At 61.7% G+C, this 15,818-nt stretch carries 10 protein-coding genes; 8 read left to right on the top strand and 2 right to left on the bottom strand.

The window, feature by feature from the left end; all coding sequences use genetic code 11:
• Window positions 1–11: 11 nt before the first annotated feature.
• Complete coding sequence (locus ACSOSP_RS03725) at window positions 12–1,670, bottom strand: 3-(methylthio)propionyl-CoA ligase (protein WP_455309633.1); 1,659 nt, start codon at window positions 1,668–1,670, stop codon at window positions 12–14.
• 176 nt (window positions 1,671–1,846) lie between these two features.
• Here ACSOSP_RS03725 and ACSOSP_RS03720 point away from each other — a divergent pair, with 176 nt between their 5' ends.
• The 5 genes from ACSOSP_RS03720 to ACSOSP_RS03700 all read left to right on the top strand — a co-directional run bounded on the left by ACSOSP_RS03720 (window position 1,847) and on the right by ACSOSP_RS03700 (window position 5,947).
• Complete coding sequence (locus ACSOSP_RS03720; RefSeq protein WP_455309632.1) at window positions 1,847–3,433, top strand: protein adenylyltransferase SelO; 1,587 nt, start codon at window positions 1,847–1,849, stop codon at window positions 3,431–3,433.
• Between the two features lie 76 nt (window positions 3,434–3,509).
• Window positions 3,510–3,941, top strand: coding sequence for a peptide-methionine (R)-S-oxide reductase MsrB (gene msrB, locus ACSOSP_RS03715; RefSeq protein WP_455309631.1), 432 nt, complete (start codon window positions 3,510–3,512; stop codon window positions 3,939–3,941).
• Window positions 3,942–4,204: 263 nt separating this feature from the next.
• A complete protein-coding gene (locus ACSOSP_RS03710) occupies window positions 4,205–4,744 on the top strand; it encodes a septation protein A (RefSeq protein ID WP_031359306.1) in 540 nt (179 codons plus the stop codon).
• Window positions 4,741–5,064, top strand: a complete 324-nt coding sequence (locus tag ACSOSP_RS03705; protein WP_455309630.1) for a BolA family protein — start codon at window positions 4,741–4,743, stop codon at window positions 5,062–5,064. Before ACSOSP_RS03710 ends, ACSOSP_RS03705 begins: the two co-directional genes overlap by 4 nt.
• 100 nt (window positions 5,065–5,164) lie before the next feature.
• Window positions 5,165–5,947, top strand: coding sequence for a peptidylprolyl isomerase (locus ACSOSP_RS03700; protein ID WP_031359284.1), 783 nt, complete (start codon window positions 5,165–5,167; stop codon window positions 5,945–5,947).
• A 124-nt stretch (window positions 5,948–6,071) separates the two neighbouring features.
• On the opposite strand, the gene purL is transcribed toward ACSOSP_RS03700, so the two are convergent.
• Window positions 6,072–10,130 (bottom strand): phosphoribosylformylglycinamidine synthase, encoded by a 4,059-nt coding sequence (gene purL / locus ACSOSP_RS03695; protein WP_455309629.1) that lies wholly within the window; start codon window positions 10,128–10,130, stop codon window positions 6,072–6,074.
• Between the two features lie 472 nt (window positions 10,131–10,602).
• Here purL and ACSOSP_RS03690 point away from each other — a divergent pair, with 472 nt between their 5' ends.
• The 3 genes from ACSOSP_RS03690 to pgi all read left to right on the top strand — a co-directional run bounded on the left by ACSOSP_RS03690 (window position 10,603) and on the right by pgi (window position 15,577).
• Entirely contained in the window at window positions 10,603–11,907 is a 1,305-nt protein-coding gene (locus tag ACSOSP_RS03690; protein WP_455309628.1) for an FAD-dependent oxidoreductase, read from the top strand.
• 199 nt (window positions 11,908–12,106) lie between these two features.
• Complete coding sequence (locus ACSOSP_RS03685; RefSeq protein WP_455309627.1) at window positions 12,107–13,696, top strand: NAD(P)H-hydrate dehydratase; 1,590 nt, start codon at window positions 12,107–12,109, stop codon at window positions 13,694–13,696.
• Window positions 13,697–13,951: 255 nt separating this feature from the next.
• The gene (pgi, locus tag ACSOSP_RS03680; RefSeq protein ID WP_455309626.1) at window positions 13,952–15,577 is read left to right on the top strand and encodes a glucose-6-phosphate isomerase; all 1,626 of its coding nucleotides are present in this window, start codon (window positions 13,952–13,954) and stop codon (window positions 15,575–15,577) included.
• Window positions 15,578–15,818: the final 241 nt, after the last annotated feature.

Genomic DNA, 15,818 nt, shown 5'->3' with positions numbered 1-15,818 from the left:
AAGCCAAAAACTCACACCACCTTCTCATCAACCGTCGGCAGCACATACTCGCGATACAACTCGCGCAGCCTCAGTTTCTGCAGCTTCCCCGTAGCCGTATGCGGAAGTTCATCGGCGAAAACCACATCGTCCGGCTTCCACCACTTCGCCACCTTGCCGTCGTAGAACGCGAGCAGTTCCTCCCGCGTAACCGTCGCGCCCGGACGCCGCACGACCACCACCAGCGGGCGCTCCGTCCACTTCGGATGCGAACACGCAATACACGCCGCTTCCGCCACCTGCGGATGCGACATCATCACGTTCTCCACGTCGATCGAACTGATCCATTCGCCGCCCGACTTGATCACGTCCTTGCTACGATCGGTGATGTGCATGAAGCCATCGGCGTCGATAGTCGCGACATCGCCGGTCGGAAACCAGCCGTCGATCAGCGGCGAATCGTCCTTGCGGAAATACCGGCTGATCACCCACGGCCCGCGCACATGCAGGTCACCAAACGACGTGCCGTCCCATGGAAGTTCCTGGCCGTCATCGCCGACGACCTTCATGTCCACGCCGAACATCACGTGACCCTGCTTTTCGCGCAGATGCCGCCGCTCTTCCGGTGAGCGCTGCTGCTGCTTCCATGTGAGCTTGGCGAGCGTGCCGAGCGGCGACATCTCCGTCATGCCCCACGCGTGAATCACCTCCACGCCGTAGTCGTCCTCGAAGCTGCGAAGCATGGCCGGCGGACACGCCGAGCCGCCAATCACCGTGCGCTTGAGCGTGTTGAAGCGCACGCCCGCCTGCTTCACATAGTTCAGCAAGCCGAGCCAGACCGTCGGCACGCCTGCCGAAAACGTCACGCCTTCGGCTTCCATGAGTTCGTAGAGCGATTTGCCATCGAGACAATTGCCTGGCAGCACGAGCTTCGCGCCGACCAGCGGCGTCGCGTGCGGAATGCCCCACGCGTTGACGTGGAACATGGGCACGACGGGCAGGATGGCATCGCGGGCGGAACAGCCCATGGCGTCCGGCAGCGACGCGCCGTATGCATGCAGCACGGTGGACCGGTGTGAATAGAGCGCGCCCTTCGGATTGCCGGTCGTACCCGAGGTGTAGCAAAGAAACGATGCCGTGCGTTCGTCGAGCACCGGCCACGCATAGTCGCCGTCGCATTGTCCAATCAGCGTTTCGTAGCTGAGGACGGGCGTGGCCATATCGGCGAGATGAGTGCCGATGCAGGTCTCGTCGCCGAGCGCGATCCAGGCTTTTACGTTCGGACACTGCGGTGCGATGATGTCGACGAGCGTGGCGAACGTCATGTCGAACGCGACGTATTCGTCGTCCGCGTGATTGACGATGAACGCCACCTGGTCGGGAAAGAGCCGCGGATTGATCGTGTGGCAGACGGCGCCCATGCCGCTCACGCCGTAATAACACTCCAGATGGCGATACCCGTTCCACGCCAATGTGCCAATACGTTCACCGGGGTTCACACCCAACCCGATCAACGCTTGCGCGAGTTGTTTCGCCCGCTTTTCGCAATCGCGCCAGGTATAGCGATGGATGTCGCCTTCAATGCGGCGCGAGACAATTTCGGTATCGCCGAAATGACGTGCAGCGTGGGATAACAACGATGAAGCGAGCAGCGGTACATCCATCATCTGGCCGAAAAGCGGCGACGTCATGGGCGAGTTCCTCACAAGTCCGGATGCACGGGTTTTGATGCCGGTCTACTACCTGAGACAGTACCTCAATTCGACACTGAGTTGATCCCCGATCCAATGCCGGGGCGGGTTGACGCGTGCTCGTGCAGCGGCGCGGGGGCGGATTTACAATATCGGTTAATCATGAGGTGCTCAATATGTCGTTTTCCCCAAGCAGCACCGCAGCGGTTGCCGAACCGGCAAGCCCTGCGCCCGTGGATTCGCTGCTCGCATCGATAGAAACCGACAGGCCCGATGCATTCGTTTCACTCGGTTCCGCCTTTCTCACCCGCCTTCCCGGCGCCCCGTTGCCTGAGCCTTATCTGGTGGGCATTTCCGCCGATGTCGCCACGCAACTCGGTTTCAACGCCGCCGACGCGCAAGATCCCGCGGTTGCAGAGCCGTTTGCAGACCTCTTTGCGGGCAATCCCACGCGGGAATGGCCGGCGGAGAAGTTGCCGTATGCGTCGGTGTATTCGGGGCACCAGTTTGGCGTGTGGGCCGGCCAGCTCGGCGACGGCCGCGCGATCGGCCTGGGCGAAATCGAACACGGCGGCCAGCGCCTCGAGTTGCAGCTAAAAGGCGCGGGACGCACGCCGTATTCGCGCATGGGCGACGGGCGGGCTGTGTTGCGGTCATCGATACGCGAATATTTGTGCTCCGAAGCGATGCACCATCTCGGCATTCCGACCACGCGGGCGTTGTGCGTCATCGGTTCGGATCAGCCAGTGCGCCGCGAAACGATGGAGACGGCTGCCGTCGTGACGCGCGTCGCACCCAGTTTCGTTCGTTTTGGCCACTTCGAGCACTTCTACACGAATGATCGCGTCGATGAACTGAAAAAGCTCGCCGATCACGTGATCGACCGGTTTTACCCGCAGTGCCGCGAAGCCGAAGATCCCGCTTTGGCGCTCCTGCAAGAAGTCCTGGACCGCACCGCCGACCTGATGGCGGACTGGCAAGCCGTCGGGTTTTGCCATGGCGTGATGAATACGGACAACATGTCGATTCTGGGGCTGACGATCGATTACGGCCCGTTTGGGTTCATCGATGGATTCAACGCGAATCACATCTGCAATCACTCTGATTCGCAGGGTCGATACGCTTATAAAATGCAGCCGCAGATTGGCTACTGGAATCTGTTTTGCCTCGCGCAAGCGCTAGTGCCGCTGTTCGGTCCGCAATACGGCAACGACACTCGCAACACCAAGGTGATTGAAGACGCGCAGCGGGTGCTGGAGGGTTTCAAGGACCGGTTTGCGCCCGCGCTCGAGCGCCGCATGCGTGCAAAACTCGGTCTGCTTGAGATTCGCGAAGGCGACGACAAACTCACGAACCGCCTCTTCGAAGTGATGAACGCCAATCGCGCCGATTTCACGCTGACCTTCCGAAACCTGGCCAAAATGCGCAAGGCCGACGCTTCCGGCGACGCGCCGGTGCGTGACCTGTTCCTCGATCGCGCCGCTTTCGATGCCTGGGCGAACGACTACCGGCTGCGCTTGTCGGAGGAAACACAGGGCGACGAAGCGCGGGCAAGCGCAATGAACGCCGTGAATCCAAAATACGTCTTGCGCAACCATCTGGCCGAAAATGCCATCCGGCTGGCGAAAGAGAAGGATTTTTCCGAAGTTGAGAGGCTGGCGAAAGTGCTGCGCCATCCCTTCGATGAACAACCCGAGTTTGAAGCGTATGCCGGTTTGCCGCCCGACTGGGCGAGCGACCTGGAAGTCAGTTGCTCTTCCTGAAACAGCCCCCAAATAGATGAGCCGAGCGAGCCGCATCCCTTGTCAGGCTCCGCCAAAGATCTGGAGATAAAGAACCATGAATCGAGACGACATCACTAAAGCAAGCATCGACCCCGTTGCTCCGCTGCAGAAGGACGACGCCGAGTACCGCAAGGAATTGACCGATATCCAGTACCAGGTGACGCGCCACGCCGCCACGGAACGGCCCTTCGCCGGCGAATACTGGGATCACACGGAGCGCGGCATCTATGACTGCGTGTGCTGCGGCACGCCGCTGTTCGAGTCGGCTACGAAATTCGATGCCGGTTGCGGCTGGCCGAGTTACTTCAAGCCGATCAACGGCGAAGTCATCAAGGAAAAGACGGATCATGCGCACGGCATGCTGCGCATCGAAGTGCAGTGCAAGAACTGCGGCGCGCATCTGGGCCACGTTTTCGAGGACGGTCCCGCGCCGACCGGTCTGCGCTACTGCATCAACTCGGCTGCGCTACAATTCGAACCCAAGTAAGCGCGTCGGGCGGCGCCGGCCGATAAATCAATGCTCCAGCGAGCCGGCGTTGGCCCGGCGAGATGTCTCGCCGCGTGTGTTCAAACACGGCTGACTTAAGTCCAAATCTCGCCAAATGCGGCTGACCGCGGCTATTCGCTCGCCAGGCGTCATAGTCCGCCAGTAGCGAAACCGACGAACCGCGGCGCGAGCGTGCTGTCCGCTTTCAAATCGATGCCCTCTTTGCCCCCTACCGCCCCTACCGCCCCTACCGCCCCTACAACATGAAATTTCTGTTCGATCTATTTCCGATCCTCCTCTTCTTCGTCGCATTCAAGATCTGGGGCATCTACACCGCGACCGCTGTGGCCATTGTCGCGACGCTCGTGCAGATCGCCTGGGTGGCATTCCGGCATCGCAAGGTCGATCCCATGCTGTGGGTGAGTCTGGGTGTGGTGGTCGTATTCGGTGGCGCGACGCTCGTGCTGCACAACGATACGTTCATCAAGTGGAAACCCACCGCGCTCTACTGGCTCTTTGCGGGTGCGCTGATCGTGTCGCAATTCGCCTTCGGCAAGAACCTCATCGAAGCGATGATGGGCAAGCAGATCGTGTTGCCGCATCGCGTGTGGGGCCAGTTGAATCTCGCCTGGGCCGTGTTTTTCGCGATTCTCGGCGTGGTCAACCTGTTCGTCGCGTTCAACTACACCACCAATCAATGGGTCAACTTCAAGCTGTTCGGCGCGACCGGATGTTTGCTGGTGTTTATCGTGGCGCAAAGCTTGTGGCTCGCGAAGTACATGAAAGAGGACGAAGGGAAATGAGCGATCCCGGTTTTATAGAGAACTTCGTCAACGCGTCCGCCGAGGGCAAGATTGCTTATCTCGAAGCGCGGCTGAATGCGGCACTGGAAGCGTCGTCAGTGCATATCGACGATGACAGCGCGGCGCATGCCGGCCATGCCGGCGCCTCGGCGGGAAGTCACTATACGGTCACCATTGTGGCGGCCCGATTCGCCGGGAAGCCACGCGTGGCGCGGCACCGGCTGGTGTATGATGCGCTGGCCGACGAGCTGCGGCAGGGTATTCATGCGCTTGCCATCAAGGCTTTTACACCCGAAGAGTTTGCGAACCAGTTCGAGTGACCGAATAACAGTCCTTTAGATCTGTCCGTCATTTCAGCTTTGCTTTCAGCCAAGAGTTTCGCCCAAGAATCTCAGCCCTCGTTCTGATCAGGAACCATTGATGATTTTAAAAAATCCCCGTATCTGGGTGTTGCTGGCCGCGTTCGCGGCGGCGCCCGTGTTTGCTCAGAACATTGCCGTGGTGAACGGCACGCCGATTCCGAAGTCTCGTGTCGATGCGCTTGTCGCTCAACTCGTCCAGCAAGGTCAGCAGGACACGCCGCAATTGCAGGCGGCCGTGCGTCAAGAGCTGGTGAATCGCGAGATCCTGATGCAGGAAGCCATGCGGCGCGGTATTGCCACGCGTCCCGACGTGAAGGCGCAAATTGCCGTTGCCCAGCAGACCGTGGTCTTGCGCGCGTTGATTGAAGATTTCGTGAAGAACAATGCGCCGACCGATGCCGAGATCAAGGCACGTTACGACGACATGGTGAAGCAGGTCGGTGGCGGCAAGGAATATCACCTGCACCATATTCTCGTCGACAACGAAGCCCAGGCTAAGGACTTGATTGCGAAGATCAAGGCAGGTGCTAGTTTCGAAGATCTGGCGAAACAGTTTTCGAAGGATCCGGGATCGGGCAAGAATGGCGGCGACTTGGACTGGTCAAGCCCGCAGGCGTATGTGCCGGAGTTTGGCGCTGCTGCTGAGAAGCTGAAGAAGGGTGAGATGACCGACGAGCCGGTGAAGACGCAGTTCGGCTGGCACATCATCCGCCTGGACGATATCCGCGATGTCGCCCCGCCGCCGCTCGAGCAAGTGAAGGATCAGATTGCGAAGCAAATTCAGCAGGAAAAGCTGCAAGCGTTTGAAGAAGGTTTGCAGAAGAAGGCTGTGATCAAGTAATTGACGGATTTCTGCTGATGTGAAAATGCCCCGCTTGGCTTGGCGCCAAGCGGGGCATTTTTATTGGGCTCTGATTGACGTTGCGGCGCCCCTTTTCCTGAGTGAAAAGGGGCGCCGCGCAACCTCAGCCCAACCAGCGCCGTGCGTTCTGGAACACGCGCAACCACGGACTCGCGTCTGCCGTCCAGTCAGCAGGCGTCCAGCTCATCTGCACGTTCCTGTGGACCCGCTCCATGTGCGGCATCAGCACAGTAAATCGCCCATCAGGCGTCGTCACCGACGTAATCCCTTCCGGCGAGCCATTCGGGTTCAACGGATAACGCTCAGTCGCAACCCCCTGGTTATCGACAAAACGCATGGCCACCAAAGCGTTCGCAGAATCGCCCTGCTGCGAGAAATCCGCAAACCCTTCGCCATGCGCAACCGCCACCGGAATCCGCGAACCTTCCATCCCGGCAAAGAATATCGACGGTGAGCTTTGAATCTCAACCGATGCAAACCGGGCTTCGAATTGCTCCGACTTGTTGCGCGTGAACTTCGGCCACGCATCGGCGCCAGGGATCATCGAAGCGAGACTGCTCATCATTTGGCAACCATTGCAAATGCCCAGCGCAAAAGTGTCCGTGCGGCCAAAAAACGCCTCGAACATATCGGCCAGACGCGGATTGAAACGAATCGTCTTCGCCCAGCCCTCGCCCGCGCCGAGCACGTCGCCGTAAGAGAAACCGCCGCACGCCACCGCGCCCGCGAAGTCCGCCAGCGTGACCCGGCCTTCCAGCAAATCGCTCATGTGGACGTCGTGCGTGTCGAAGCTCGAACGGTCGAACGCGTAAGCCGTTTCCAGATGCGAATTGACGCCCTGCTCGCGCAGGATTGCCACACGCGGACGCGCACCTGTGTTGATGAACGGAGCCGACACATCCTGCGTCGGATCAAAAGTCAAAACCGGCGAAATGCCCGGATCTGCGGGATCGAGCAACGCGTCGTATTCGGCATCGGCGCAAGCGGGGTTATCGCGTAACCGCGCAATCCGCCAGCTCACTTCGCTCCACGCACGCTGCAATTCATGGCGCGGCGCATCGTAGATCTTCTTCGCATCGCGATAAATTTCGATTGCGTCACGCTCGTTCGGCTTGCCGATCACCTCACTGCAACCAAACAGCCCGTGTTCGCGCAACACAGCCAGCACGGCATCGCGCTCCGCCAGAGGCACCTGGATCACGCCGCCCAATTCCTCGGTGAACAACGCGCGAATGGTCCGGTCTTCACGACGGCCACTGGTCTGCTTCGCCCAGTCCTTGGCATCGCCGTAATCGGATTCGTGGTTAGGATCGAGGATCAGCATGTCCACATTCAACGACACACCCACGTGCCCCGCAAACGCCATTTCGCAGACAGTCGCCCAAAGGCCGCCATCGGAACGATCGTGGTACGCGAGCAGCTTGCCCGCAGCGTTCAGCGACTGGATCGCGTTGAAGAAACGCTTCAGGTCCTCGGCGTCGTCGACGTCAGGAACCGTATCGCCGATCTGCTGCGTCACCTGCGCCAGGATGCTGCCGCCAAGCCGGTTCTTGCCGCGGCCCAGGTCGATCGAGATCAGCACCGTGTCCGTGCCCGGCTGCAACTGCGGCGTAAGCTGGCGGCGCACATCTTCAACTGGCGCAAACGCCGAAATGATCAGCGACACCGGCGACACGACTTCCTTCGCCGCACCCGTCACGTCCTGCCATTTTGTGCGCATCGACAGCGAATCCTTGCCCACAGGAATGCTGATGCCCAGCGCCGGGCACAACTCCATGCCAATCGCCTTCACGGTGTCGAACAGCGCCGCGTCTTCGCCGGGACTGCCGCACGCGGCCATCCAGTTAGCGGACAGCTTCAGCTTGTTCAGCGATTCGATCGGCGCAGACGCAATGTTGGTCACCGCTTCGCCCACCGCCATGCGGCCGGATGCGGGCGCATCGATAACGGCAAGCGGCGTGCGCTCGGCAATGGTCATCGCCTCGCCGCGATATCCCGCGTAATCCATGGTCGTGATCGCGCAATCGGCGACCGGCACTTGCCACGGGCCGACCATCTGGTCGCGCGCCGTCGTGCCGCCCACCGAGCGGTCGCCGATGGTAATCAGGAACGACTTGCTCGCGACCGTCGGGTGCTTGAGCACGTTCACCGCGATCTCGGACAACACCATGCCGGTTACATCGACAGGTTCGAACTTCAGGACCTCGCGCTTCACATCGCGATGCATCTTCGGCGTTTTGCCGAGCAGGACTTCCATGGGCATATCGACGGGTTCGAGCGCTTGGTCCGCGCTCTTCACGTCGTCGATCAACTGCAACTGGCGTTCTTCCGTCGCCACGCCCACTACGGCTACCGGGCAACGTTCACGCGTGCAGATGGCTTCGAAGGCCGGCAAACTTTCCGGCGCGATCGCGAGGACGTAACGCTCCTGCGCTTCGTTCGACCAGATTTCCCGCGGCGACAAACCCGATTCCTCGAGCTGTACGCGACGCAGTTCGAAACGCGCGCCCTTGTCCGCGCCATCGACCAGCTCAGGGAACGCATTCGACAACCCGCCCGCGCCCACGTCATGGATGCTCAGGATCGGGTTCTCTGCGCCCAACTGCCAGCACGCATTGATCACTTCCTGCGCGCGCCGCTGGATTTCGGGGTTGCCACGCTGGACGGAATCGAAGTCGAGTTGCGCGGTGTTCGCACCGGTCGCCATGGAGCTCGCCGCACCGCCGCCCATGCCGATCCGCATCCCCGGACCGCCGATCTGGATCAGCAACGACCCCGCCGGCAGATCCATCTTGTGCGTGTGCTGGTCCGAGATATTGCCGATCCCGCCCGCGATCATGATCGGCTTGTGATAGCCGCGCACGCGTCCGGCAGCGTTCTGCTCATACGCGCGGAAATAGCCGCCCAGATTGGGGCGGCCGAATTCGTTGTTGAACGCGGCCGCGCCGATCGGGCCATCGATCATGATCTGCAGCGACGAAGCAATGCGCTCCGGCTTGCCATACGGCTCGTGCGCATCCGATGGATTGCGCTGCGGCACCGGCACGGCGCTGTCGCGGGCGTTTTCCCACGGCTGGCGTGCATCGGGCAAGTCCAGGTTCGATACCGTAAAGCCGGCCAAGCCTGCTTTCGGACGCGCGCCGCGACCGGTCGCACCTTCATCGCGGATCTCGCCGCCCGAACCCGTTGCCGCGCCTGCGAATGGCGAAATGGCGGTCGGGTGGTTATGCGTCTCGACCTTCATCAACGTGTGCGTCAACTCGGTGTGACGGCCGTAATGCTCATTCGATCCACGCGGGAACCAGCGCTCGGCGGTGCCGCCTTCCATGATCGCCGAGTTGTCCGAATACGCGACGATCGTGCCCGCGTGGTTCAGCTTCTCGGTGTTGCGGATCATGTTGAAGAGCGAGATGTCTTGCGGCTCGCCGTCGATGGTCCACTGCCCGTTGAAAATCTTGTGGCGGCAATGTTCGCTGTTGGCTTGCGCGAACATCATCAGTTCGACGTCGGTCGGATTGCGCTCCAACTGCTTGAAGGAATCAACCAGATAGTCGATTTCATCGTCCGCCAGCGCGAGGCCCAGTTCCGCGTTCGCCGTTTCCAGCGCGCTGCGGCCATGACCCAGGATATCGACGGCTTGCAGCGGCTGGGCCGGCAGTTCATCGAAGAGATGCAGTGCATGATCGCGCGATGGCGCCACGCTTTCGGTCATCCGGTCGTGCAGCGCAGCGGCGACCGCCGCGCGCTCCTGCTCGCCGAGCGCCTTCTTGCCGCCAATGCCGCTGCCGAGCAAGCCGCCCTTCAGGATCACCGTATATTCGATCCCCCGTTCGATCCGGCGCACCTGCGTCAGGCCGCAGTGATGCGCGATATCTGTTGCCTTGCTCGCCCACGGCGACACGGTGCCAAAACGCGGCACGACCATGAAGGTTTCGTGCGCGCCGCGCTCGGTGCTCGCCTCGAACGGCGTGCCGTAGTGCATCAGCGCGTGGATGCGATTGCTGTCTTCATCGGAGAGCGGATCGGCGGAGTTCACGAAATGCAGATACTGGCCGCGCACGCCGACAATTGCCGGGTCGATGCGCGTCAATGTTTCGAGCAGGCGGGTTTGACGGAAATCGGAGAGGGCCGAAGCGCCGGGGAAACACGAGAAGTGGGCCATTGTCGCGATGCTTAAAGGACGTCGAAAACGCCAAGGCAGACGTCGAGACGAGAGACGTCGGAGTCAATTGCGGCAGTGCCGCAATTGGCGGTGAGAAGACCCGGATTATAACCCGGAAGTGTCTCGAAAACGGACCCCGGGCCACGTCGTGAAACGGCCTGACGGCGCCGGCTCAATCTCTGAAATATGCCGTGAACGTTTTTGGGCACGTCGGGCGGGGCGCTTCAAGAGCCTTGCTGCGCCTGGATTTTCAACCGCGGGGGCGCTCACCGGCGCCTCTGTGCCGCGGCTCGCGGCGTCCCGGCGGCGCGCGTTTAACGCTATCATTGCGCGCTTTCCCCGACCGGCGTTTAGTCGCACAAACGCCGGTTCGCCTCTCTCACGAGAATCCCGGCGAATCCCGGACGCCCTGACGCATCGGGCGCCGGCTCGTGAACCAGTCTGGTCTTGCGCCTTCGGGCGAGAATGAATCATGGATGTCATCGTCATCGGCGGCGGAATCGCCGGCATCGCCACCGCGTATCAATTGCGTGCAAACGGCCACCGCGTCTGCGTGGTCGAGCGCCATGCCACCGTTGCGCAGGGCGCAACGTACGGTCATGGCGGCTCCGTGCTGCCCTCGCCGCTCGACGTCTGGTTCGGACCGACGTTCATGCAAACCCGCCGCGCGGCCAAAACCGGCATTGTGTTCAAACCCGGCTTCAATTCCGACACCCGCGAGTTCGCGAAGGAACTCGCGCGATTCCAGGACCCGGCGCTCTTCAAGGGCCAATACGTTGCTTTGCGCCCGCTGGTGGATCTGTCGCGCGACGTGATCGCCGATATCGACGCCCGCTACTCGCTCGATTACGAACAGCGCACCGGCGTGCTGCACGTGTTCCGCCATGAACGCGATCTCGAACTGACGCAGTCCGCGATCGCCCTGCTGCAACGCTTCGAGATACCGCACCGCATGCTGACCCCCGCGGAGTGCGTGGCGGCGGAGCCCTCCATTCCCGACGATCCGCCGCTTGCCGGTGGCGTGTTGCTGGGCGACGCCCGCACCGCCAATTGCCCGCTGTTCACCAAGCTGCTGAAGCAAATGCTGGAAGACGACGGCGTGCAGTTTCAGCTTGGTCGCGAAGTGACGGCCATTCGCGCCGACGCCCAGCGTGCCGCCGTGGAGCTTGGTCCGCGCGCGGGCGAAGTGGACGCCAAGGGCCGTAAGTCTCGCGACGTGGAACTGATCGGCGCCGACGCCATCGTGGTCGCAGCCGGCACCGGCACGCCGGCGTTGCTGGCCACGCTCGGAATCACGCTGCCGTTGCATCCGCTGCGCCTGCACACCTTGACCGCACCGATTGCTTACGAGGAGCGCGCGCCGCACATTACGGTGGTCGATTCGGTGAAACGCATCACGATGACGCGGATCAACCAGCGCATGCGGGTGACCGGTGGCGCGGTGCTGGAGAGCGTGGCGAAAGCGCACAAGCCGATGACCGAAAGCATGACGCGGCGCGCCCTGGCGCTGTTGGGCCAGGCGACCCACGACTGGATTCCGGGGGCGGCGAAGGTATCGGCGGCGCGGGCGTGGGACGGCATCCGGCTGGTGTCGCCCGATGGGTTGCCTGTTGTTAGCCCGACCGATCATGCCCGTTTGTTTATCAACGCGGCGCACGGGCCAGCCGGCTGGGGTATCGCTTGCGGCGCGGCCAAGGTGGTGGCTGCAATGGTCTCCGGAATCACGCCCGACGTGCCTATCGAAACAGTGCGCGCGCTGCGGATGAACCGGTTTTAAGAAGGTTTGTGCGTTTCCGGATCGAGTCCGGGGGGCGGCAAAAGAGTTGGCGAAGGCGAGCAGCAAAGACGAGCAGCGAAGCGGACTTACGAAACGTCTTTCGCGAACGTAATGCACTTTACGAATCTCAGGCCGGCGTTTGCGCCCATTTGGGCGCAATAATTGCGATGAGTTCACGCATTCCCCCAACGCTCACGCCATGACCGACTCCTCCGTCTCAAACACCCCTCCACCGCCGTACGTCGAGCCACGCGATTCTGCACTGGCACTCCTGACAGTTGGCGAACTCCGCACCCTTGAAAGCCGCGCAGCGGCGTCTCTGCCCGCGAATACGCTGATGGGACGCGCCGGAGCTGCCGCGGCGCAATTTGTCATCGATCAGAACCAGAACGGGCATATGCCGCAGCTTGCCGCGCTGCCGGTCTGGATCGTGGCTGGACCGGGCAACAATGGCGGCGATGCGCTCGTGATGGCCACCCGCTTGCGGCAAGCCGGTATAGACGTAGAAGTCTGCATGCCGGTGGAAGTCAAACCCGACGACGCCCGCTGGGCGCTCGCCGAAGCCCGGCAAGCGGGCGTGAAAATCACCGCCGAACCTCCTCCCTCCTTCGATAACTTCGGCTGGCTCGTCGACGGCATGTTCGGCATCGGTCTCGGACGGCCGCTGGACGGTGTGTTCGCTGAGCTCGCCGCGCGCTTGTCGCGGCGCTCGAAGGCGGGCGGCGGCGTGCTCGCGCTGGATATCGCGAGCGGGCTATCGAGCGACACCGGCGAACCGGTCAGCCGCAGCGCCGATGGCCGTGCGCAGGCCGTGCGCGCCACGCACACCATCACGTTCATTGGCGCGAAGCCGGGCCATTTCACCGGCGATGGCCGCGACCTGACGGGCAAGCTTTATATCGCCGATCTGGGCGTCAAGCCGCCTCTTGAACCTTCTGTCGTGCTGAACGCGCCATCGCTGTTCGGCTCGCACTTCCCGCCCCGGGACAACGCGACCAACAAGGGCACATTCGGCACGCTGGCCGTGCTCGGCGGTGACACCGGCATGTGCGGCGCGCCGATCCTGGCCGCGCGCATGGCGTTGTACGCAGGCGCGGGCAAGGTCAACGTGGCGTTCATCGGCACCGATTCCCCGCCTTACGATCCGCCGCATCCGGAACTGATGCTGCATCACGTCGACCAGATCTCACTCGACAAGATGAACGCACTCGCCGTCGGCTGCGGCATGGGCCAGAGCGAGCGCGCGAAGAAGGTGCTCGTCGATGTCCTCGCGCTCGATGTCGCGAAGCTCTTCGATGCCGACGCGCTCAACCTGATTTCATCGGATGAAAAACTGGCTGCCAAGGTCGCCGAACGGGGTGCTCGCGGCGACCCGTGCGTGTTGACGCCGCATCCGCTCGAAGCGGCGCGCTTGCTCGGATCGGATGTGAAAAAAGTGCAAGCGGATCGTCTTGCTGCCGCTCGGCAACTGGCTGCGCGCTTCGCTGCGGTGGTTGTGTTGAAAGGCACGGGCACGATCGTCGCTTCGCCGGACGGGCGCGTTTCCGTGAACCCCACCGGCAATGCCGCGCTCGCCAGCGGTGGGACTGGTGACGTGCTGGGCGGGTTGATCGGGGCGTTTCTCGCACAGCGATTGCCGGCTTATGAAGCCGCGCTGGCCGGTGTGTATCTGCACGGGCTTGCCGCGGAAGAATTGACCGGCGAAGGCGAAGGTCCAGCAGGACTGACCGCTGGCGAACTGGCGCCAAAGGTGCGCAGTTTGCTCAACCGGCTGTTTTACGCTGCTTAAGTCACGCCGCATGTGTCACCCGCGTGACCGACCTCGCCGTTCGCCAAACGGCGTTTACCCCTGACGAACGAAACACGAAGCGCACGACGCGCCCTAAGTTTCATGCAAGCAATCATTCATCCATCGTGGCTATACTTGTTGACTCGCGCGCAAGGTGGTCGATGAGGTGGTCGAAAAGCCCGTCGAGGCAGACCATCATCAGACTGCGCGCGATGACCCGTACTTCCCCCGTCACCCTCTGATAAACGGACCGTTATGACGCTCAATTCGCTCCCTGCCTGGCCGGCGCTCCAGACGCATTACGATGCCATCCGTGACGAACGCCTGCGCGACTGGTTCGCGCCGCAAAACGATACAACGCCGTCCCGTGCCGAACGCCTGACTTTTGATGGCGGCGGCATCTCCGTCGATTTCTCGAAGAACCGTGTCACCGAAGCCACGCTCAAGCTGCTGGTCGAACTCGCGCAGCAGGCCAAGGTCGCTGACAAGCGCGACGCCGTGTTTGCCGGCGATATCGTCAACGTCACGGAACATCGCGCGGTGCTGCATACGGCCCTGCGTTCCACCGACGACAACTCCCCGTTCCAGAAAGAAATCCGCGCTGAAAAAGCCAAGATGGCCGCGTTCGCGAACAAGGTTCGCGACGGCTCGTGGACCGGCTATACAGGCAAGCGGATTCGCCATGTGGTGAACATCGGGATCGGCGGCTCGGATCTCGGGCCGAAGATGGTCGTGCATGCGTTGCAGCACCTCGCACAGCCGGGTCTGGACACGCATTTTGTCTCGAACGTCGATGGCGCCGATATCTACAACGTGCTCAAGGGCATTGACGCTGAAGAGACGCTGGCTATCGTTGTATCGAAGACGTTTACCACGCTCGAAACCATGACCAATGCGCGCTCCATGCGCGAGTGGTTCGTGAAGAGCGGCTGCCCGGAAGACGCGCTGTCGAAGCACTTCGTGGGGGTATCGGCGAATCCTGAGGAAGTGGTCAAGTTCGGCATTGCGAAGGAAAACGTCTTCGAAATGTGGGACTGGGTCGGCGGCCGTTATTCGCTATGGTCGACCGTCGGGTTGTCGATCGTGATCTCGGTCGGACCGGAGAACTTCGAAAAGCTGCTCGCCGGCGCGCATGCCATGGACGAGCATTTCCGTACCGCGCCGTTCGAACGCAACCTGCCCGTGCTGATGGGCACGATCGGCGTCTGGTATCGCGACTTCTTCAAGTCGCAAAGCGTGATGGTCGCGCCATACTCGCAAGCCATGCGTTACCTGTCTTCGTATCTCCAGCAGCTCGAGATGGAAAGCAACGGCAAGTCAGCGCGGCTTGACGGCACCATGGTCGATTACCCGACCGCCGCCGTGATCTGGGGCGAACCCGGCACGAACGGCCAGCACGCGTTCTACCAGATGCTGCATCAGGGTCCCACGCTGATCCCGATCGACTTCATCGCGGTGCTGACGCCGGAACATCCTCTTGTCGATCATCACGCCAAGCTGCTCGCGAACTGCTTCGCGCAAAGCGAAGCGCTGATGCTCGGGCGCACGCTGGAAGAAGCGAAAAAGGTGGCGGGACCGGGCAAGGAAGAACTTGCTACGCACCTGAGCTTCCCCGGCAATCGCCCGACCACGACGATCATCCTCGATGCCCTCACGCCTGAGACACTGGGTGCGGTCATTGCGCTGTACGAGCACAAGGTGCTAGTGCAAGGCGCGATCTGGGATATCAACTCGTTCGATCAGTGGGGCGTGGAGCTGGGTAAGATCCTCGGCAAGGTGGTGGAAGCCGATATCGTCAGCGACAAGGCCGATCCCACGAAGCACGATTCGTCGACATCGGCGTTGATCGCGCGTGCGCAGGCTGCGTTGAAGGGGCTTTAAGCGAGTTGGTTTGAACGGCGTCTCGCGTTTTTCTTTGATGAAGACGCGAGACACCCGGAAGGGTATTCGTTCGCACTCGGGGTTGGGGTTTGGGGTTGGGGCCGGGTTTCTGCGTTAGTGGTCGGGGGCAATGCCAGGTTCCTGCGGTAGCGGTCGGGGTCTATGCCGGGTTGCTGCTTTCGGCCTTAGCGGCCTGCCTGAGTTGGCTATTTTCTTTAGCACTATTAGCCACTGCGCGTGG

Source organism: Caballeronia sp. KNU42 (assembly GCF_053760385.1).
Note: the sequence above shows the minus strand (reverse complement) of the source record. Positions and strands in the feature narration are given on the sequence as shown.